Here is a 17,296-nt window from a genome sequence, read left to right on the forward strand (position 1 = left end):
CCCCATCCTGTCATTGCGCGGAAACGGCGGGTGAACCTCAGGACACGGGCGTGAGCGCCTCGTCGTCCTCCGCGATGTTGAAGCGGTACCCCACGTTGCGCACCGTGCCGATGAGCGAGTCGAGCTCGCCGAGCTTCGCGCGCAGCCGCCGCACGTGGACGTCGACCGTGCGCGTGCCGCCGAAGTAGTCGTAGCCCCACACCTCGCTGAGCAGCTGCTCGCGGGTGAACACCCGGGAGGGGTGCGTCGCCAGGAAGCGCAGCAGCTCGAACTCCTTGAAGGTGAGGTCGAGGGGGCGGCCGTGCACCTTCGCCGAGTAACTGGCCTCGTCGATGACGACCCCGGACGCCTGGATCTTGGAGCCGTGCTGCCGCTGTGCGATGCGGCCCGCGGCGAGGCGGATGCGCGCGTCGACCTCGGCGGGGCCGGCGGTCGCGAGGATCACGTCGTCGACGCCCCAGTCGGGCGAGACCGCGGCGAGCCCTCCCTCGGTCAGGACGAGCACGAGCGGCACCGTGACGCCCGTGGTGGTCAGGATCTTGCACAGCGACTTCGCGCTCGCGAGATCGGTTCGCGCGTCGACGAGGATGAGGTCCGCCTGCGGGGCGTCCACGAGCGCCGCGGGCTGGGCCGGGATCGCGCGCACGCGATGGCTCAGCAGGCCGAGCGCGGGCAGCACGTCGTCCTCGACCGCGCCGGTCAGGATGAGGAGCTGTGCCACCGGGTCCTCCTGTGGGGAAGGTGACGAGTCTATCGACGGTACTGTGGCCCTCATGGCGTGGCAGGTGGCGAGCGTGGTCCCGGTGTGGGTCGTCGCCCTCGCCGGAGCGGTGGTCGTCGCCGTCGTCTCGCCGGGCCGGGCGATCATCTGGCTGCCCATCGTGATGGCCGCGTGCGTCCTCGTGACGATCGCGATCCAGCTCGGCGTGCAGCGCAAGGAGGGGTTCGTGACCCGCCTCATCGCGAGCTTCGCCGGGGCCCTCGTGATCACGGGCGTCGCGACGGCGGCGCTGGCGGCCGCCGGGTAGGATCGAGCCATGCTGCTGGCCGTCGAACTCTTCTACATCGGTCTGCTGGGTCTCGCTGCGCTCGCCATCGCGTTCGTGTCGGTCGTGGTGATCTACAACCTCTTCCGCGGCCAGCGCTAGGCGGTCTCCCGTCATGGCGCGCATGTTCGATCTCGACGCGAGCCTGCCGGCCGAGGTCGTCCCGCTCTCCTGGCTGCTCGGCGTCTGGGAGGGCAGCGGCGTCCTCTCCTACAAGGTCGGCGTCGAGACCCGCGAGCACGAGTTCGGCCAGCGGGTCGCCTTCACGCAGGACGGCACGCCGCACGTGCAGTACCAGTCGTCGACCTGGCTGACCGACGGCGAGGACGGCGAGGTCCGTCCTCTCTTCTCCGAGATCGGCTACTGGCGGCTCGCCCGCCCGCTCGGCGAGGCCGACCCGGGGCCGGCGATGCTGCCCGGGATCGGCGAGCCCGTGTTCCAGACCGCGGAGGCCGTCGAGACCCTCCGGAACGCCCAGGGCGGTTTCGACCTCGAGGTCGCGATCGTGCACCCGGGCGGCGTGAGCGAGCTGTACCTCGGCCAGGTGAAGGGCCCCCGGATCGACCTCGCGACCGACGCGGTCGTGCGCACCGCGAGCGCGAAGGAGTACGCCGCCGCCACCCGCCTGTACGGGCTCGTCGACGACCACCTGCTGTGGGCGTGGGACATCGCGGCGCTCGGCCAGGACCTGCGCACCCACGCGAGCGGACGGCTGGCGCGGCGTGAGTAACCCCTTCACCGATCAGAGCGCGCTGCTCGCGGGCGAGGCGCTCGCCGACCTCTCCGACCGCGACGTCCTCACCGTCACCGGGCCCGACCGGCTGAGCTGGCTCGACTCCCTCACCTCGCAGCGGCTGACGACGCTCGAGCCGCACGCGCCGGCCGAGACGCTGCTGCTCGATCCGAGCGGTCGCATCGAGCACGCCATCCGCGTCGTCGACGACGGTGAGACGGCCTGGCTGCTCGTCGACGCAGGACGCGGGGAGCCGCTCGCCGCGTTCCTGCAGCGCATGCGCTTCCTGCTCCGCGTCGAGGTCGCCGACCGCTCGGCGGAGTTCGCGACGGTCGGCGGATTCGGCACGGCGCCGGGCGACGCGGTGGTCACCTGGCGCGACCCGTGGTCGGCGGTCGTGGCGGGCGGCTGGCAGTACGCGCCCGACGAGCCCGAGGCGGTCGCCCGCTGGGACTGGACCGAGTCGGTCGTCCCGCGCAGCATGCTCCCCGACGGGCTCGTGCCCGAGGACGCGGCGGAGGCGCTGCGGATCGCGGCCCGGCGACCCCGCGCGGCGACCGAGCTCGATGCCGCGACGATCCCGCACGAGCTCGACTGGCTCCGCTCGGCCGTCCATCTCGCGAAGGGCTGCTACCGCGGGCAGGAGACGGTGGCCAAGGTGCACAACCTCGGGCATCCGCCGCGACGCCTCGTGCTGCTGCACCTCGACGGCTCCGAGGGCGGGCTGCCGGCGCACGGCGACGAGGTGCTCCTCGGCGACAAGAGCGCGGGGCGCATCACCGCCGCCGCGCGCCACTACGAGCTCGGGCCGATCGCGCTCGCCGTGGTGAAGCGCACGACCGACCCGGGCGCCGCCCTCACGGTCCGCACGGGTGACGGCGACATGGCCGCCGCGCAGGAGGTGATCGTGCCGGTCGACGCCGGGGCGACCGCCGACGTGCCGCGGCTCGCGCGGATCCGCTGAGCCGCCGTTCCGTGGGCGGCCGGCCGTGAGCGACCAGCTCCGGGCGCTCGAGCGCCGTATCCGCCGCCGCATCGAGCTGCGTCGGGCGGGCGCGCGGATCGCGGAGTCGCTGCCCGCGATCCTGCAGATCGTCGCGGCCGTTGCCGTGTCGTTCTCGATCGCGCACTGGGTGATCGGGCATCCGACGCCGATCCTCGCCGTCACGGTGACGATCACCTCGCTCGGGCTGACCCGCGACGCGCGCCCCGGACGCATCGCGCAGTCGATCCTCGGCATCGTGCTCGGCGTCGCGGTCGCGGAGGGGCTCGCGCTCTTCTTCGGGCACGGGCTGTGGCAGCTGGTCGTCGTGCTGCTCGTGGTCTTCGTGATCGGCCGCGGGATCTGGCCGAATCCCGCCTTCGCCGTCGCGGCCGCCGTGCCGTCCGCGCTCGTGACGGTCCTGCCGCCGACCCCCGATCCGTTCGGTCGCAGCATCGACGCAGTCGTCGCCGGCGTCGTCGCGCTGCTCGCGACCGCGCTCATCCCGCGCGACCCGGGGCGCACGGCGCGGCGCGACCGGCGCGCCGTGTTCTCGTTGTTCGACGAGGGGCTGTCGGCGGTCGTGGCGGCGCTCGACGACGCCGACCCCGCGGCGGGGGAGCTCGGGCTGACCCGACTCCGCCGGACCGAGGCGCCGCTGCAGGACTGGGCGGCTTCGGTCGAGACCGCGCTGGCCGTCGCGCGGATCTCGCCGTTCCTCCGGCGGCACCTGCCGGCGCTGCGCCGGGAGTCGGCCCTTCGCGAGGCCGCGGACCTCGCGTCGCGGCACCTCCGCACGATCGCGCGACGGGTCGAGTTCCTCGTGCGCGACGGCGTCCCGCGGCCCGCGATCGCGGGGCTCCTCCGCGACGTCGCGGGCGCTCTCCGGGTCATCGAGACCGAACAGGAGGACCCGCAGGCGGTCGGCGGAGCGCGCTCGCTCCTCGCGGACCTCGCCCGACGTCTCGACCCGGACCTCGTCGAGCCCGGCGCGCCCGTCGTCGACGCGGCCGCGATCCTCCTGGTCCGCCCGCTCGTCGTCGATCTGCTCGTCGGTCTCGGCATGCGCGCGGACGACGCCCGCGCCCTCCTCCCGCCTCTCGACTGACCCGTCCTCTCCGTCCGAGGAGTCGCCAGGTGGGTCCTCGGGAGGCGGAGGACCCCGCCGAGCGACTCTTCGACGGGGGTGGGGGGGTCAGGGAGAGGGGGCGACGGCGGCCCAGTCGACGGTCAGCTCGCCGAGGCGCCAGCGGGCTCGGGAGCCGTGGACCGCGAGGCCGGACGCGCGCAGGGTCTCGACGCTCGCGATCCAGCGCTGCACCGGCCCGTAGACGGCGAGGGGAGCGTGGGTCGCCCACGCCCGGTCGAGGTCGGTGAGGAGGGCGTGGATCCGCTCGCCCGGGACGTTGCGGTGGATGAGCGCCTTCGGCAGCCGTTCGGCCACGATCGACGGCGCCTCGAGTTCGGCGAGCCGCAGCGAGATCGTGAAGGTGCGCGGGCCCTCGGCACCGAGCCCGACCCAGCTCGCCACGCGGCCGAGCTCGTCGCACGTGCCCTCGACGAGCAGTCCGTCGGGCTGCAGCTGTGCCCGCATCGTCGCCCAGGCCCCCGCCACCTCGTGCTCGTCGTACTGGCGCAGCACGTTGAGCGCCCGCACGATCGCCGGGCGCCTGCCGTCGAGCGGGATCTCGAACCCGCCGAGCCGGAACGTCACGCCGTCGCGCGCGGCCGCCGCCGCGATCCGCACCCGCTCCGGGTCGATCTCGATCCCGACGACCTCGACGTCGGGGCGCAGCTTCGCGAGCCGATCGCGCAGCTCGAGCGTCGTCGTGGCCGACCGGCCGTAACCGAGGTCGACGACGAGCGGCTCGTCCGTGCGCCGGAGCGCCGGCTGCGCCGCGATCCACCGGTCGACGCGCCGGAGCCGGTTGACGCCCGTGGTGCCGCGCGTGATCCGCCCCTGCGGTCCCGTCGCGCGCACCATGCCCCCATCCTCCTCACGCGGCCTCGAGTCGTGCGGAACCGCCGCTCGCGCGCGCCGCCACCCGCCGTTCCGCACGACTCGAGGGGGTGGGCGGGAGCCGTAGGCTGAAGTGCGTGACCCACACCCTGATCCTGCTGCGGCACGGCAACTCCGAGTGGAACCAGAAGAACCTCTTCACCGGCTGGGTGGACGTCCGGCTGAGCGAGCAGGGCGTCGGGGAGGCGAAGCGCGCGGGGCGGCTGCTGGCGGAGTCCGGACTGAGGCCCGACGTCCTCTACACGAGCGTGCTGACCCGCGCGATCCAGACCGCGAACCTCGCGCTCGAGGAAGCCGACCGCCTCTGGATCCCGGTCAAGCGCAGCTGGCGCCTCAACGAGCGCCACTACGGCGCCCTCCAGGGTCTCGACAAGGCCGAGACCCTCGCCAAGTTCGGCGAGGAGCAGTTCATGCAGTGGCGCCGCAGCTTCGACGTGCCGCCGCCGCCGCTCGCCGACGACAGCGAGTTCTCGCAGGCGCACGACGAGCGCTACGCCGACGTGCCCGACGCGGAGCTGCCGCGCACCGAGAGCCTGGCGCTCGTCATCGACCGGATGCTGCCCTACTGGCGGTCGGACATCGTGCCCGACCTCGAGGCCGGCCGCACCGTGCTCGTGACGGCCCACGGCAACTCGCTCCGGGCCCTCGTGAAGCATCTCGACGGCGTCTCGGACGCCGACATCGCCGAGCTCAACATCCCGACCGGGATCCCGCTCGTCTACGAGCTGGGCGACGACATGATGCCCGTGGCGCCGTCGCGCTACCTCGATCCGGCGGCCGCGGCCGCCGGCGCCGCCGCGGTCGCGGCGCAGGGCAAGAAGTAGGGCATCAGCCGATCGGTTCGGCGCGGCGCCCGGCGATGGCCGGGCCGCCCCAGGCGATCCCGACGCCGACGATCGTGGTCAGGACGGTCGTCACGATCACCGACACGACCGACGGCGCCGCGGCCAGCAGGACGGCGTTGAGCGCGATCGGGATGATCACCGTCGCGATGAGCAGCAGGTACGAGACCCCGGGACGGCGTCGGATGATGAGCCAGGAGGCCGCGGCCGCGAGCGTCACCGGGAAGGGCGCGCCGAACAGGAAGCCGATGTTGAAGGCGGATCGGATCGGGATCCGCGCGGCGCCGAGCACATAGGCGGGCTGCAGCACAGCCCAGATCGCCACGAGCACCACGACGACGATCGCCGCGATGGCGCGCCGCGTCCCGTCGACCGGCGCCACGAGCACGCCGAAGAGCAGGACGACGAGCCCGAACAGCAGCTGCGTCACGAACAGGAAGCCGAGCAGCCCGTCATGGGTGAGGAGTGCGCTGGCGAAGTTCGACCAGCTCCCGTTGATGAGCAGGTAGGCGCCGAGCAGCACCGCGATCAGCGACATGCCGTAACGGACGCCCGCGCTCGCGACGGGGCTGGTGCGCGGTGCGTGGGGCGCGGACGTCGCGGGGGCGGGCGGAGGAACGGGCTGGCCGGTCTGCGTCGTCGTGGCGGCACCCTATCGGCCGCCCCGGCGCCGGCCGGGTCTCAGACCTCCTGCGGGGCCCAGTCGCCGGTCGCGAGGTAGCGGACCTTCTTGGCGATCGAGACCGCGTGGTCGCCGAAGCGCTCGTGGTAGCGGGAGGCGAGGGTCGCGTCGACCGTCTCGGCCGCTCCGCCCTTCCACGTCTCGCCGAGCACCTTGTCGAACACGCTGAGGTGCAGCGCGTCGATGCGGTCGTCGGTGTCGCGGATCTCCTCGGCGAGGGAGGTGTCCTCGGTGCGCAGCAGCTCGGTGAGCTTCCGGGCGACGTTGACGTCGAGCGCCCCCATCTCCTTGAACGTCGGGCGCAGCGACTTCGGCACGACCTTCTCGGGGAACCGGTAGCGCGCGAGCTGGGCGATGTGCTCCGCGATGTCGCCCATGCGCTCGAGCGAGGCGCTGACGCGCAGTGCGCTCACCACGATCCGGAGGTCGCGGGCCACCGGCGACTGACGGGCGAGGATCTGGATCGCGAGCTCGTCGAGCTCGGCCGCGAGGGCGTCGATCTTCGGGTCGTCCTGGATCACGGTCTCGGCGAGCGACACGTTCGAGTCGTTGAACGCGGTGACCGCGTTCTCGATCGAGTCGCTCACGAGGGCGGAGATCTCGACGAGACGGTCCTGCACCTCTCGCAGCTCCTGCTGGAACACCTCGCGCATGGGTGCTTTCCTCTCGATCTCGGGCAGCACGGGGCCGACCCCGCGCGTCAACGGTCGTGGCCGCAGGTGAACGCGCGGTGACGTCGACCTGAACTTCGCGGGAACCGGTTCCCCGTCGTCGACCCCGCCGGGCGGGGCTGCGATGCCGCGCCCTAATCTAGTCGCGTGACCCCCTGGCTCGTGCCGCTGGCCCTGGCCTTCGGCCTTGTCGTCGGCGCCGGAGCGACGATCCTGATCGTCGTCGCGCACCGGCGGGGCACCCGCGCGGTGGCGGTCGCGAGCCCCGGTCTGCCCGACGGCGTCGACGAGGTCCTCGACGCGCTCGAGTCGGCGGGCGTCGTCCTCGACCCCTCGAACAACGTGCTCAAGGCGTCCACCGGAGCGCTGGCGTTCGGCCTGGTCTGGAACCAGGCGCTCGTGCACCAGGAGCTCCTCGATCTGGTCGATCAGGTCCGCCGCTCGGGCCAGCCCGTGAGCCGCGAGATGCACTTGAGTCGCGGTCCGTTCGGCGAGGCGCAGATCCACCTGTTCGTGCGGGTCGCCCGGCTCGGATCGCGCTTCGTCCTCCTGCTGGCCGACGACCGCACGGAGTCGCACCGGCTCGAGGAGGTCCGCCGCGACTTCGTCGGCAACATCAGCCACGAGCTGAAGACGCCGATCGGCGCCATCGGCCTGCTGGCGGAGGCGATGGAGTCGGCCGCCGACGAGCCCGAGGAGATCAAGCGCTTCTCGAAGCGCCTCGTGATCGAGGCCGATCGGCTGAGCCGTCTCACGCACGAGATCATCGAGCTCAGCCGGCTGCAGGCGGCCGACGCACTCGGGCACGCCGAGCGCGTGGAGGTGTCCGCGGTCATCGCCCAGGCCGTCGACCGCAACAAGGTCGCGGCCGACTCGCACGGCGTCTCGCTCGTGATCGGCGGCACGAAGAAGGCGGAGGTCTTCGGCGACGAGCAGATGCTCGTGACCGCCGTGCACAACCTGGTGGCCAACGCGATCCAGTACTCGCCCGATGGATCGCGGGTCGGCCTCGGCGTGACGACGCACGAGGGCATCGTCGAGATCGCCGTCACCGATCAGGGCGTCGGGATCCCGGAGGCCGACCGCGACCGGGTCTTCGAGCGCTTCTTCCGCGTCGACGAGGCCCGCAGCCGCCACACCGGCGGCACCGGCCTCGGCCTCAGCATCGTCAAGCACGTCGTCCAGAACCATGGCGGCGACGTGCGCGTCTGGTCGCAGCCGGGTTCCGGTTCGACCTTCACCATCCGCCTGCCCGAAGCCTCGCACGCGACGGCGGCCATCCTCGGAGTGAACAAGGCATGACCCGCATCCTCATCGTCGAAGACGAGCTCTCGCTCAGCGAGCCGCTGTCCTTCCTGCTCCGGCGGGAGGGGTACGAGACCGAGATCGCGGCGGACGGCCGCGAGGCGCTCGCCGCGTTCGACCGCGCCGGCGCCGACCTCGTGCTGCTCGACCTCATGCTCCCGGGCCTGTCGGGCACCGAGGTCTGCCGCGAGATCCGCTCCCGTTCGTCGGTGCCGATCATCATGCTGACCGCCAAGGACAGCGAGGTCGACATCGTCGTGGGGCTCGAGCTCGGCGCCGACGACTACGTCACCAAGCCGTATTCGTCGCGCGAGCTGCTCGCGCGCATCCGGGCGGTGCTGCGCCGCCGGGTCGACGACGTCGTGGACGCGGACGCCATCCTCGAGACCGGTCCGGTCCGCATGGACGTGGAGCGCCACTCGGTCTCGGTCAGCGGCTCCGAGGTGCCGATGCCGCTCAAGGAGTTCGAGCTGTTGGAGCTGCTCATGCGCAACGCGGGACGGGTCCTGACCCGCGGTCAGCTCATCGACCGCGTGTGGGGCGCCGACTACTTCGGCGACACCAAGACCCTCGACGTGCACATCAAGCGCATCCGCTCGAAGATCGAGGACGACCCGTCGCAGCCGACGATGCTCGTCACGGTCCGGGGGCTCGGGTACCGCTTCGAGGCGTGACCGCCGGGCGGTCCGGCCCTCAGGCGAGGATCGTGCGGAGCTCCGCGATCCGCCCGTCGCGGATCGTCAGGAGGTTGACGCCGCGTGCGACCGGCGCGTCGGCCGAGCCGAACGCCCAGCCGAGCACGGCGAGGTCGTCGGCGAGGCAGCGCCGTCCGTCCTCGACGAACACGACGTCGGCGGGTGCCCGCCGAGAAGGTGCGCGGCCTTGGCGTCGAGGAGCTCGCCCGCGTCCACGCGTCAGCGGGCCGGGGTGCTCTGCGGAACCGGGGTGCCGGTCTGCCCCGGGATCGGGGTGGCCGAGAAGGTCGGGGTGGGGGTCGGCGTCGGCGTGGGCAGCAGATCGCGGTACTCCGAGAGCTGGTTGTCGAGCACCGGGACCGTCACCTGCTTGCCCGGCTGGTCGCCGTACTGCACGTAGAGGGGGAGCAGGTCGCCGGCCTTGGTATCCATCCGGGGGAGGAGGACCTGGCCCTTCTTACCGAAGCCGAGGTCGGTCTCGCTGTTCGGGGCGAGCGGCACCGTGATGGTGTGCTTGCCGCTCACGTCGTACTGCAGCGTGAGGTCGATCTCGTCGCTCGAGTCGTTGTAGGCCCGCGCCACGAGGTTGCCGTTGCGGCCGTTCTTCGTGATGACCAGGGTGTTCAGCAGCCGCACGTCGCCGACGACGATGTTCTGCCCGTCGACCACGTTCTCGATGTGCTGCGTCTCGATCGGGGTGACGAAGGTGCAGCCGGCGATGCCGGTGCCGACGAGCGCAACGGCCATGATCGAGGCGATTGCCCGAGCCTTCACAGAACCCCTCCTGACGGTCGCGTCCAGCATATCGGGGCCGCACCGACCCCCTGACCGCCCCCCGGATGCTGGGGATCCGCTGTGCTAAAATGGAAGGTCTGCGGAAGGAACAACTCCATGCTCTTCGAGGTCGGCGAGACGGTCGTCTATCCCCACCACGGTGCCGCCACCATCACGGAGGTGAAGAAGCGCACCATCCGCGGCGAGGAGAAGGTCTACCTCAAGCTCAACGTCACCCAGGGCGACCTCACCATCGAGGTGCCGGCGGACAATGTCGACCTGGTGGGCGTTCGCGATGTGATCGGCCGTGAGGGCCTCGACCGCGTCTTCGAGGTGCTGCGCGCTCCGTTCACCGAGGAGCCCACCAACTGGAGCCGCCGCTACAAGGCGAACCTCGAGAAGCTCGCCTCGGGCGACGTCATCAAGGTCTCCGAGGTCGTCCGCGACCTGTGGCGCCGCGACCAGGACCGGGGCCTGTCGGCGGGCGAGAAGCGGATGCTGGCCAAGGCCCGGCAGATCCTGATCTCCGAGCTCGCGCTCGCGGAGAAGACCGACGAGGAGAAGGCCTCGACCGTCCTCGACGAGGTCCTCGCCTCCTAGCCCTCGGCCGTCAGGGTCGGGGCTCCGGAGCACGCCATGCGCGTCGCCGTCGTGGTGGTGGCCGCGGGATCGGGATCGCGCCTGGGCCTCGGCGAGCCGAAGGCGTTCGTCGAGCTCGCCGGCGTCAGCATCCTCGAGCGCGCTCTGCGGGGCGTCCGCTCCTGGTCGACCGACGCATCGGTCGTCGTGGTCGCGCCCGCCGAGCGGCTGCGCGATGCGGAGGCGATCGCCCGACGGGTCGACGCGGGCATCGCGGTCGTCGCGGGCGGCGCGCACCGTCAGGCGTCGGTGGCCGCCGGTCTCGCGCTCGTCGAGGCGGACGTCGACGTCGTCCTCGTCCACGACGCGGCTCGGCCGTTGACCCCGGCCGCCCAGTTCGATGCGGTCGTGGCGGCCGTGACCGACGACGGCGGAGCGGTGCCCGGGCTGCCGGTCTCCGACACGATCAAGCGGGTCGACGAGGAGCACCGCATCCGCGAGACGCTCGACCGCAGTGAGCTGGTCGCCATGCAGACGCCGCAGGGGTTCCCGCGCGGGCCGCTGCTCGCCGCGTACGCGCGCGCCGACCGCGAGCACACCGACGACGCGGCGCTCTTCGCGCTGGCCGGGCATCCGGTCGTGGTCGTTCCGGGGTCGGCCGCCGCGGCCAAGATCACCACGGAGGCCGACCTGCACCGCGCGGCCCAGTCGCTGCGCCACGTCACGACGCTCGAGGGGGGCGGCATGCGCACGGGGATCGGGATCGACGTCCACGCCTACGACGAGGAGTCGCCGCTCTGGCTCGGAGGCCTCTACTGGCCCGACGAGCCGGGGCTCGCGGGGCACAGCGACGGCGACGCCATCATCCATGCGATGTGCGACGCGGTGCTGTCCGCCGCCGGGCTCGGCGACATCGGGGGGCGGTTCGGGTCCGACGATTCGCGCTTCGTCGACGCGCGCAGCGAGCTCTTCCTGCGCGACGCGCTCGAGGCGGTCGCGGGCGCGGGCTTCGGCGTCGTGAACGTCGCGGTGCAGGTCGTGGCGAACCGGCCGCGGATCGCGCGGCGCCGCAGCGAGATCGAGGCGCACCTCGAGACGCTCGTCGGCGCCCCGGTCAGCATCGCGGGCACGACGTCCGACCACCTGGGCTTCACCGGTCGGGGCGAAGGGGTCGCCGTCATGGCCACCGCCCTGCTCAGTAGGCTCGACGGGTGACGATCCGGCTCTACGACACGCAGGAGCAGCAGCTGCGCGACTTCGCGCCGCTGGTGGCCGGCCGGGTCGGGATCTACGTCTGCGGGCCGACCGTGCAGTCGGCCCCGCACGTCGGGCACCTGCGAAGCGCGCTGGTCTACGACCTGTGGAGGCGGTGGTTCGAGTACCGCGGGTTCCGGGTCGACTTCATCCGCAACGTCACCGACATCGACGACAAGATCCTCGCCAACGAGACCGACGCCGAGCCGTGGTGGGCGCTGGCGTACCGGGTCGAACAGGAGTTCTCGGCCGGCTACCGCGCCCTCGGCATCCGCGAGCCCACCTACGAGCCGCGCGCGACGGCGAACGTCGCGCAGATGCAGGAGATCATCGCCCGGCTCGTCGACCGGGGGCACGCGTATGTCGCGGACGACGGCTCCGGCGACGTCTACTTCGACACGACGACCTGGCCCGACTACGGCGCGCTCACACACCAGCGGCTCGACGACATGGCGGAGTCGGCCGACGTGCCGACCCGCGGCAAGCGCGACCCGCGCGACTTCGCGCTCTGGAAGGGCGCCAAGCCCACCGAGCCGGCGTCGGCCTCCTGGGACGCGCCCTGGGGGAGCGGGCGCCCTGGGTGGCACATCGAGTGCTCCGCGATGTCGCGCCGCTACCTCGGCGACGCGTTCGACATCCACGGCGGCGGGCTCGACCTGCGCTTCCCGCACCACGAGAACGAGCTCGCCCAGTCGCACGCGGCGGGCTTCGACTTCGCCCGGTACTGGGTGCACAACGGCCTGCTGAACGTCGAGGGCCAGAAGATGTCGAAGTCGCTCGGCAACTCGGTCTTCGCGGCCGACGTGCTCGGGTCGGCGCGACCGATCGTCGTCCGCTACTACCTCGCGAGCGCGCACTACCGGTCGAACTTCGACTTCCAGGCCGGGGCGCTGGCCGAGGCCGAGGTGGCGTTCGGTCGGATCGAGGGGTTCCTGGAGCGCTCGGCGACGGCGCTCGCCGGGGCGCAGAGCGCCAGGATCGGCGTCGGAGCCGCGAGGGGCGATCACGAGACCGATTCCGGCGTCGGAGGCGACGCAGGTGCCGGGTCGGTGCCGGAGGCGTTCGCCGCCGCGATGGACGACGATCTCGGCACGCCGCAGGCCTTCGGCGTGCTGCACGACACCGTGCGGGCCGGCAACCAGGCGCTCGACGCGGGCGACCTCGGCGGCGCCGCCGAGGCTCGGGCCGCCGTCGTCGCCATGCTCGACGTCCTCGGGATCGACCCGTCGTCACCGCAGTGGGCTCATGACGACGACGCGGGCGCCGCCGGCGCCGCGCTCGGGGTGCTCGTCGAGCGCCTCATCGACGACCGCGCGCGGGCGCGCGCGGCGAAGGACTTCGCGCAGGCCGATCGGATCCGTGACGAGCTCACGGCCGCCGGCATCGTCCTCGAGGACGGCGCGACCGGAACGCAGTGGAGTGTGGGCTAGATGGCGAAGCCGGGACGGCCGGGGGCCCGCAAGGGCGGCAAGAAGGGCGCGACCGCGGGGACGGGCGGCAACGGTCGGCGAGCCCTCGAGGGCAAGGGGCCGACGCCCAAGGCGGAGGACCGCAGCTGGCACGTCGCCGGCAAGCGGAAGGCCGCGAACGACCGCCTCGAGGCGGCGCGGCAGCGCCACGGGCGCGGCGGATCCGGCGGCGCGGACGGTCAGCGCCGCCCGGCGCCGCGGCGACGGCCGAGCGACGAGGGCGAGCTGGTGACGGGGCGCAACTCGGTGCTCGAGGCGCTGCGCACCCGGATCCCGGCGACCGCGCTGTACATCGCGGCGCGCGTCGAGATGGACGACCGGGTCAAGGAGGCGCTCGCCCTCGCGACGAAGCGCGACATTCCGATCCTGGAGGTCATGCGGCCGGAGCTCGATCGCATGAGCGGCCCCGACGCGGTGCACCAGGGGCTCGCGCTCAAGGTGCCCGCGTACGAGTACGCGCACCCGCTCGAGCTGCTCGACCGCATCGAGGACCGCGGCCAGACCCCGCTGCTCGTCGCGCTCGACGGCGTGACCGATCCGCGCAACCTCGGGGCGATCATCCGCTCCGTCGCGGCGTTCGGCGGGCAGGGCGTCATCGTGCCGTCGCGCCGCTCGGTGGGCATGACCGCCGCCGCCTGGAAGACCTCCGCGGGGGCCGCGACCCGCGTCCCGGTCGCGATGGCGCCGAACCTCACCCAGACGCTCAAGGAGCTGAAGACCCGCGGGGTCTTCGTGCTCGGCCTCGACGGCGGCGGCGATGTGTCGCTGCCCGGTCTCGACCTCGCGCCGCAGCCGATCGTGCTCGTCGTGGGCAGCGAGGGCAACGGGCTCTCGCGGCTCGTGACCGAGACGTGCGACGCGGTCGTGTCGATCCCGATCGAGTCCTCGACGGAGTCGCTGAACGCCGGGATCGCGGTGAGCGTCGCCCTCTACGAGGTGGCGCGGCTGCGGGCCGCGCGGGCCTAGGCGCGCTCCCGGTAGAGCGGGATGTCGACCGGCGGCTGGGGGATGAAGCCGCCGCCGGCGTCCATCGCCTCCCAGAGGTGGTCGTGGGAGGCGCGCATCCGACGGAGCGCGTCGTCGACGTCGACGTGCACCAGCCGGCCGTGGCGCTTCACCACCCTGCCGTCGATGAGCACCGTGTCCACGTTGCTCGCGTTCGCCTGCGCGATGACCGCGCCGCCCGGCTCCCGTCGGTTCCAGCCCGCCGTGCGCACCGTCTCCATGTCGAGCAGCACGATGTCGGCGCGCTTGCCCGGGGTGAGCGAGCCGACCAGGTCGCCGACGCCGGCCGCCGCGGCGCCGTTGCGCGTGAGCCAGCGCAGGGCGTCGCCCGTGCGCCAGCGCATCTCCTGGGGGGCGACCATGCGCCGGTAGCCGGGCTCGTCGTCGCGCCAGCGGGTGGCCTGGAGCACGAGGCGCCCGTGCGAGAGCATGTCGTGCCCGGTGCCGCTCACGCAGTCGATGCCGAGGCTCGGGCCGGGGGTGAACTCGGTCGCCTCGCGGATCGCGGGGAAGCCCATGCCCATCTGCATCTCGGTCTCGGCGCAGACCGAGACCATCGTCCCGGTGTCGCGCAGCAGCTCCCACTCGTGATCGGTGTTGAAGGTGCAGTGGACGAGCAGCAGGTCGTCGCCGAGGAGCCCGTGCCGGTGCAGCACCTCGACGTCCTCGAACAGCTGCCGGACGATCACCTGGTTCGCGTGCTGCGTGATCCGGGCGCCGAGCTCGCGGGCCAGGGCGAACTCGCGCACGACGTCCTCGGCCGGCGCGATCGCGAACTCCTGCGGCGCCATGCCGAAGCGGAGGAGCTGGTCGTCACTGCGGAAGTAGGTCTCCCGGATCTCGCGCGCGAGCCGCTCGCGGGTCGCTGACGAGCCGGGATCGCCGGTCGTCGTCGAGCCGCCCTTGCTCTCGCCCCAGGTGTTCGTGGTGATGGGGGTCATGCCGTGGCCGTAGAGGCCGCGGATGCCCGCATCGAGCAGCCCGCGCACCGCCTCGTGCGCGTGATCCGGCGTCAGGATGTTGTGGCAGTAGTCGACGATCGTCGTGACGCCGTTGTCGATCGCGTCGAGGGCGCCGAGGTAGTTGCCGACGTACATGTCCTCGGGCCGCATGAGCTCGGCGAGGTGCAGGCGGATGCCCCGCAGGTAGTCGGGGATGTTGCCGTCCGCGAGGATCCCCCGCACGGGCGACTGCCAGGTGTGCAGGTGGGTGTCGACCATGCCGGGCATCGCGATCATGCCCCGCGCGTCGATCCGTTCGGCGTCGGCGCTCAGGTCCGGCGCGATCGCGACGATCGCCCCGTCCTCCACGAGGATGCTCGCCCGCTCAAGGTCGCCGATCGCGGGGTCGACGCTGACGACGGCCGCGTCCTCGATGAGCAGACGGCTCATCGCACGACCGCCCCGACCATCAGGTCGACGTTCTCCGGTCGGGCCTCCAGCTCGCCCGCCTCGATGCGATGCGCCAGCTCGACCGTGAGCTCGTTCACGGGGGCGCAACCGCCGATCCGGCGCTGTTCGGCGACCACCAGCCCGTTGATCTCGTCGACCTCGCTGTGGCGGCCCTTGTCCCAGTCCTGGAGGACGGTCGTCCGGGTGTCCGAGAGCGAGAAGACGTTGAGCACCGCGTCGAGCAGCTGCTCGACGAAGCGGTCGGGATCGCTCAGGTCCATGTCCTCCAGGCCGAAGATCGGGACCATCCGGTTGCCGGTCGCGACCGCCGTGTGCACGGCCTCGCGGCAGGCCTCGAGCATGAACTCGTGCATGCCGGGGACCCGGACGGCGTCGGGCAGGGCCAGGTCGAGGATCGCCGAGGGCACGAGCTCGCCCGCGTTGACGACGAGCTTCATCCACTTCGCCGATCGGATATCGTCGGTGACCTCGACCGTGCCCGCGTGGCGCAGCACCTCGGCGGCGCGCTCGGCGCCGGCCTGCGAGACCGCGCTCATGCCGCCGAGCGCGAACCACGCCTGCGACGGGGGGTTCTGCCGGTTCACGATGCCGGGCTCGTACATGTTCGACGCCATCTCGATGACGGCGCCGAGAGCGCGGTCGGGGCCGACGACATCGGCGATGACGTCCAGGCTCATGCCGTTCTGCAGGCCGGCGACGAGACCGTCCGGGGCCAGGTACGGCTCGATCAGCTGGACCGCCCATCGCGTGTCGTACGCCTTCACCAGGGTGATGACGAGATCGAACGGCTCGCGGAGCGTCGCGACGTCGCAGAGGTGCAGAGCCCGCGGGACAGGGGTGACCTGCGTCTCCTGCGGCATCCGCACCTCGATCCCGTCACGGCGCATGGCCTCGACGTGAGCCGGCCACTGCTCGATGAACGTGACGTCGAGCCCCGCTCGCAGCAGGTCCGCGCCGATGCCGGCCCCCTGCGCTCCGGTGCCCAGAACGGCGATCCTCATCCGGTCCTCCTCGACTCGGTCCGCCGTCTCCGGCGAGCGTATAGCGGCACTTTACACATCGGCGCGCGGATGTCGAGAGGCCCCCGCGGCCGTGCGACGATGGCCGGGAGCGGAGGTGCGGCATCGTCGAGATCGGATCGCGTCTGCGGGAGGCGCGCACCCGTCGGGGCCTCGGCGTGCGGGAGCTTGCCCGCCAGATCGGGGTCACCGCCGGGCTGATCTCCCAGATCGAGACCGGGCGCACTCAGCCCTCGGTCGCCACGCTCTACCTGCTCGTGGAGCGGCTCGAGATCTCGCTGGACTGGCTGATGGGGCTCGAGGGCCGACAGGCTCCGGTCGAGGACCGGCCCGTCCTCCGCGCCGACGACGAACGCCCCGTGCTCCGGATTTCCTCCGGGGTGAGCTGGGAGATGCTGGTCCCCGGAGCCGCCGCCGGTCACGATCTCGTCCTGGTGACGTACGAGCCCGGGGGAGTCGGCGCGGACGACGACCGGCTCGTGGGGCACACGGGCCGCGAGGGCGCCTATCTGATCGAGGGGGAGCTCGTCCTGCTCCTCGACGGCGCCTGCCACCTCGTGCGGGCCGGCGACTCGCTGGACTTCGACGCCGGCATCCCGCACGCCTACCGCAACGAGGGCGCCCGGCGAGCCCGCGGGGTCTGGCTCTCCGCCGGGGAGGCGCACACCGGCTGACGCCGAGCACCCGTCACGTTTCGCAGCGCCGAACGGGTGGTAAGTGTGACTTGACACCGTCTGCGCGCACTTCATAGCATCGCCGTGCGCGACGGTGCGATCCCCCGACCCGTCGCCGGATGAGTCGAAGAGGA

Annotated in this window: 20 protein-coding genes; 12 read left to right on the forward strand and 8 right to left on the reverse strand. The window is 72.5% G+C overall.

Annotation, left to right across the window (positions count from 1 at the left end; genetic code table 11):
• Window positions 1–37 precede the first annotated feature (37 nt).
• Complete coding sequence (locus ACTHM3_RS12470; protein ID WP_440406429.1) at window positions 38–721, reverse strand: response regulator transcription factor; 684 nt, start codon at window positions 719–721, stop codon at window positions 38–40.
• 52 nt (window positions 722–773) lie between these two features.
• Here ACTHM3_RS12470 and ACTHM3_RS12475 point away from each other — a divergent pair, with 52 nt between their 5' ends.
• The 4 genes from ACTHM3_RS12475 to ACTHM3_RS12490 all read left to right on the forward strand — a co-directional run bounded on the left by ACTHM3_RS12475 (window position 774) and on the right by ACTHM3_RS12490 (window position 3,869).
• Window positions 774–1,028: a hypothetical protein gene (locus ACTHM3_RS12475; RefSeq protein ID WP_440406430.1), complete on the forward strand. Its 255-nt coding sequence runs from the start codon at window positions 774–776 to the stop codon at window positions 1,026–1,028.
• Between the two features lie 142 nt (window positions 1,029–1,170).
• Window positions 1,171–1,776: an FABP family protein gene (locus ACTHM3_RS12480; protein WP_440406462.1), complete on the forward strand. Its 606-nt coding sequence runs from the start codon at window positions 1,171–1,173 to the stop codon at window positions 1,774–1,776.
• Window positions 1,769–2,743, forward strand: a complete 975-nt coding sequence (ygfZ, locus tag ACTHM3_RS12485; RefSeq protein ID WP_440406431.1) for a CAF17-like 4Fe-4S cluster assembly/insertion protein YgfZ — start codon at window positions 1,769–1,771, stop codon at window positions 2,741–2,743. Before ACTHM3_RS12480 ends, ygfZ begins: the two co-directional genes overlap by 8 nt.
• 25 nt (window positions 2,744–2,768) lie before the next feature.
• Window positions 2,769–3,869: an FUSC family protein gene (locus tag ACTHM3_RS12490; protein ID WP_440406432.1), complete on the forward strand. Its 1,101-nt coding sequence runs from the start codon at window positions 2,769–2,771 to the stop codon at window positions 3,867–3,869.
• An 87-nt stretch (window positions 3,870–3,956) separates the two neighbouring features.
• Here ACTHM3_RS12490 and ACTHM3_RS12495 read toward each other — a convergent pair whose 3' ends face one another.
• A complete protein-coding gene (locus ACTHM3_RS12495) occupies window positions 3,957–4,745 on the reverse strand; it encodes a class I SAM-dependent methyltransferase (protein ID WP_440406433.1) in 789 nt (262 codons plus the stop codon).
• 113 nt (window positions 4,746–4,858) lie between these two features.
• On the opposite strand from ACTHM3_RS12495, the gene ACTHM3_RS12500 reads away from it, so the two are divergent.
• Window positions 4,859–5,605, forward strand: a complete 747-nt coding sequence (locus tag ACTHM3_RS12500) for a phosphoglyceromutase (protein WP_440406434.1) — start codon at window positions 4,859–4,861, stop codon at window positions 5,603–5,605.
• A 4-nt stretch (window positions 5,606–5,609) separates the two neighbouring features.
• Here ACTHM3_RS12500 and ACTHM3_RS12505 read toward each other — a convergent pair whose 3' ends face one another.
• Complete coding sequence (locus ACTHM3_RS12505) at window positions 5,610–6,161, reverse strand: hypothetical protein (protein ID WP_440406435.1); 552 nt, start codon at window positions 6,159–6,161, stop codon at window positions 5,610–5,612.
• A gap of 143 nt (window positions 6,162–6,304) precedes the next feature.
• Window positions 6,305–6,958: a phosphate signaling complex protein PhoU gene (phoU, locus tag ACTHM3_RS12510; RefSeq protein ID WP_440406436.1), complete on the reverse strand. Its 654-nt coding sequence runs from the start codon at window positions 6,956–6,958 to the stop codon at window positions 6,305–6,307.
• A 165-nt stretch (window positions 6,959–7,123) separates the two neighbouring features.
• Between phoU and ACTHM3_RS12515 the strand changes: the two genes are divergently transcribed.
• Together ACTHM3_RS12515 and ACTHM3_RS12520 are read left to right on the forward strand one after the other, a co-directional pair.
• Window positions 7,124–8,278 carry a sensor histidine kinase gene (locus ACTHM3_RS12515; RefSeq protein WP_440406437.1) on the forward strand — a complete coding sequence of 385 codons (1,155 nt, stop codon included), beginning with the start codon at window positions 7,124–7,126 and terminating at the stop codon, window positions 8,276–8,278.
• Window positions 8,275–8,955, forward strand: a complete 681-nt coding sequence (locus tag ACTHM3_RS12520; protein ID WP_440406438.1) for a winged helix-turn-helix domain-containing protein — start codon at window positions 8,275–8,277, stop codon at window positions 8,953–8,955. The genes ACTHM3_RS12515 and ACTHM3_RS12520 overlap by 4 nt, the downstream gene beginning before the upstream one ends.
• A gap of 19 nt (window positions 8,956–8,974) precedes the next feature.
• Here ACTHM3_RS12520 and ACTHM3_RS12525 read toward each other — a convergent pair whose 3' ends face one another.
• Both ACTHM3_RS12525 and ACTHM3_RS12530 read right to left on the reverse strand, forming a co-directional pair.
• Window positions 8,975–9,127: a hypothetical protein gene (locus ACTHM3_RS12525; RefSeq protein WP_440406439.1), complete on the reverse strand. Its 153-nt coding sequence runs from the start codon at window positions 9,125–9,127 to the stop codon at window positions 8,975–8,977.
• 68 nt (window positions 9,128–9,195) lie between these two features.
• A complete protein-coding gene (locus tag ACTHM3_RS12530) occupies window positions 9,196–9,750 on the reverse strand; it encodes a hypothetical protein (RefSeq protein WP_440406440.1) in 555 nt (184 codons plus the stop codon).
• A gap of 117 nt (window positions 9,751–9,867) precedes the next feature.
• Between ACTHM3_RS12530 and ACTHM3_RS12535 the strand changes: the two genes are divergently transcribed.
• From ACTHM3_RS12535 to rlmB, 4 genes are read left to right on the forward strand one after another with little or no spacing between them, the layout of a single operon-like run.
• Entirely contained in the window at window positions 9,868–10,350 is a 483-nt protein-coding gene (locus tag ACTHM3_RS12535; protein WP_440406441.1) for a CarD family transcriptional regulator, read from the forward strand.
• 36 nt (window positions 10,351–10,386) lie between these two features.
• Window positions 10,387–11,544 (forward strand): 2-C-methyl-D-erythritol 4-phosphate cytidylyltransferase, encoded by a 1,158-nt coding sequence (gene ispD, locus ACTHM3_RS12540; protein WP_440406442.1) that lies wholly within the window; start codon window positions 10,387–10,389, stop codon window positions 11,542–11,544.
• Window positions 11,541–13,013 carry a cysteine--tRNA ligase gene (gene cysS, locus ACTHM3_RS12545; RefSeq protein ID WP_440406443.1) on the forward strand — a complete coding sequence of 491 codons (1,473 nt, stop codon included), beginning with the start codon at window positions 11,541–11,543 and terminating at the stop codon, window positions 13,011–13,013. Before ispD ends, cysS begins: the two co-directional genes overlap by 4 nt.
• Window positions 13,014–14,018 (forward strand): 23S rRNA (guanosine(2251)-2'-O)-methyltransferase RlmB, encoded by a 1,005-nt coding sequence (rlmB, locus tag ACTHM3_RS12550; RefSeq protein ID WP_440406444.1) that lies wholly within the window; start codon window positions 13,014–13,016, stop codon window positions 14,016–14,018.
• On the opposite strand, the gene ACTHM3_RS12555 is transcribed toward rlmB, so the two are convergent.
• A complete protein-coding gene (locus ACTHM3_RS12555; RefSeq protein ID WP_440406445.1) occupies window positions 14,015–15,448 on the reverse strand; it encodes an amidohydrolase family protein in 1,434 nt (477 codons plus the stop codon). The genes rlmB and ACTHM3_RS12555 overlap by 4 nt on opposite strands.
• Complete coding sequence (locus ACTHM3_RS12560) at window positions 15,445–16,470, reverse strand: ketopantoate reductase family protein (protein WP_440406446.1); 1,026 nt, start codon at window positions 16,468–16,470, stop codon at window positions 15,445–15,447. The genes ACTHM3_RS12555 and ACTHM3_RS12560 overlap by 4 nt, the downstream gene beginning before the upstream one ends.
• Window positions 16,471–16,601: 131 nt before the next feature.
• On the opposite strand from ACTHM3_RS12560, the gene ACTHM3_RS12565 reads away from it, so the two are divergent.
• Window positions 16,602–17,162 carry a helix-turn-helix domain-containing protein gene (locus ACTHM3_RS12565; RefSeq protein WP_440406463.1) on the forward strand — a complete coding sequence of 187 codons (561 nt, stop codon included), beginning with the start codon at window positions 16,602–16,604 and terminating at the stop codon, window positions 17,160–17,162.
• The last annotated feature ends 134 nt before the right edge of the window (window positions 17,163–17,296 follow it).

Source organism: Pseudolysinimonas sp. (assembly GCF_051954455.1).
Classification (GTDB): domain Bacteria; phylum Actinomycetota; class Actinomycetes; order Actinomycetales; family Microbacteriaceae; genus Pseudolysinimonas.

What these genes read in the sequence shown, in the direction of transcription:
- ACTHM3_RS12555 (WP_440406445.1), bottom strand. Translation starts at nt 15,448, where the DNA reads ATGAGCCGTCTGCTCATCGAGGACGCGGCCGTCGTCAGCGTCGACCCC.
- ACTHM3_RS12520 (WP_440406438.1), top strand. Translation starts at nt 8,275, where the DNA reads ATGACCCGCATCCTCATCGTCGAAGACGAGCTCTCGCTCAGCGAGCCG.
- ACTHM3_RS12475 (WP_440406430.1), top strand. Translation starts at nt 774, where the DNA reads ATGGCGTGGCAGGTGGCGAGCGTGGTCCCGGTGTGGGTCGTCGCCCTC.
- phoU (WP_440406436.1), bottom strand. Translation starts at nt 6,958, where the DNA reads ATGCGCGAGGTGTTCCAGCAGGAGCTGCGAGAGGTGCAGGACCGTCTC.
- ACTHM3_RS12560 (WP_440406446.1), bottom strand. Translation starts at nt 16,470, where the DNA reads ATGAGGATCGCCGTTCTGGGCACCGGAGCGCAGGGGGCCGGCATCGGC.
- ACTHM3_RS12535 (WP_440406441.1), top strand. Translation starts at nt 9,868, where the DNA reads ATGCTCTTCGAGGTCGGCGAGACGGTCGTCTATCCCCACCACGGTGCC.
- ACTHM3_RS12480 (WP_440406462.1), top strand. Translation starts at nt 1,171, where the DNA reads ATGTTCGATCTCGACGCGAGCCTGCCGGCCGAGGTCGTCCCGCTCTCC.
- ACTHM3_RS12505 (WP_440406435.1), bottom strand. Translation starts at nt 6,161, where the DNA reads ATGTCGCTGATCGCGGTGCTGCTCGGCGCCTACCTGCTCATCAACGGG.
- rlmB (WP_440406444.1), top strand. Translation starts at nt 13,014, where the DNA reads ATGGCGAAGCCGGGACGGCCGGGGGCCCGCAAGGGCGGCAAGAAGGGC.
- ispD (WP_440406442.1), top strand. Translation starts at nt 10,387, where the DNA reads ATGCGCGTCGCCGTCGTGGTGGTGGCCGCGGGATCGGGATCGCGCCTG.
- ACTHM3_RS12495 (WP_440406433.1), bottom strand. Translation starts at nt 4,745, where the DNA reads ATGGTGCGCGCGACGGGACCGCAGGGGCGGATCACGCGCGGCACCACG.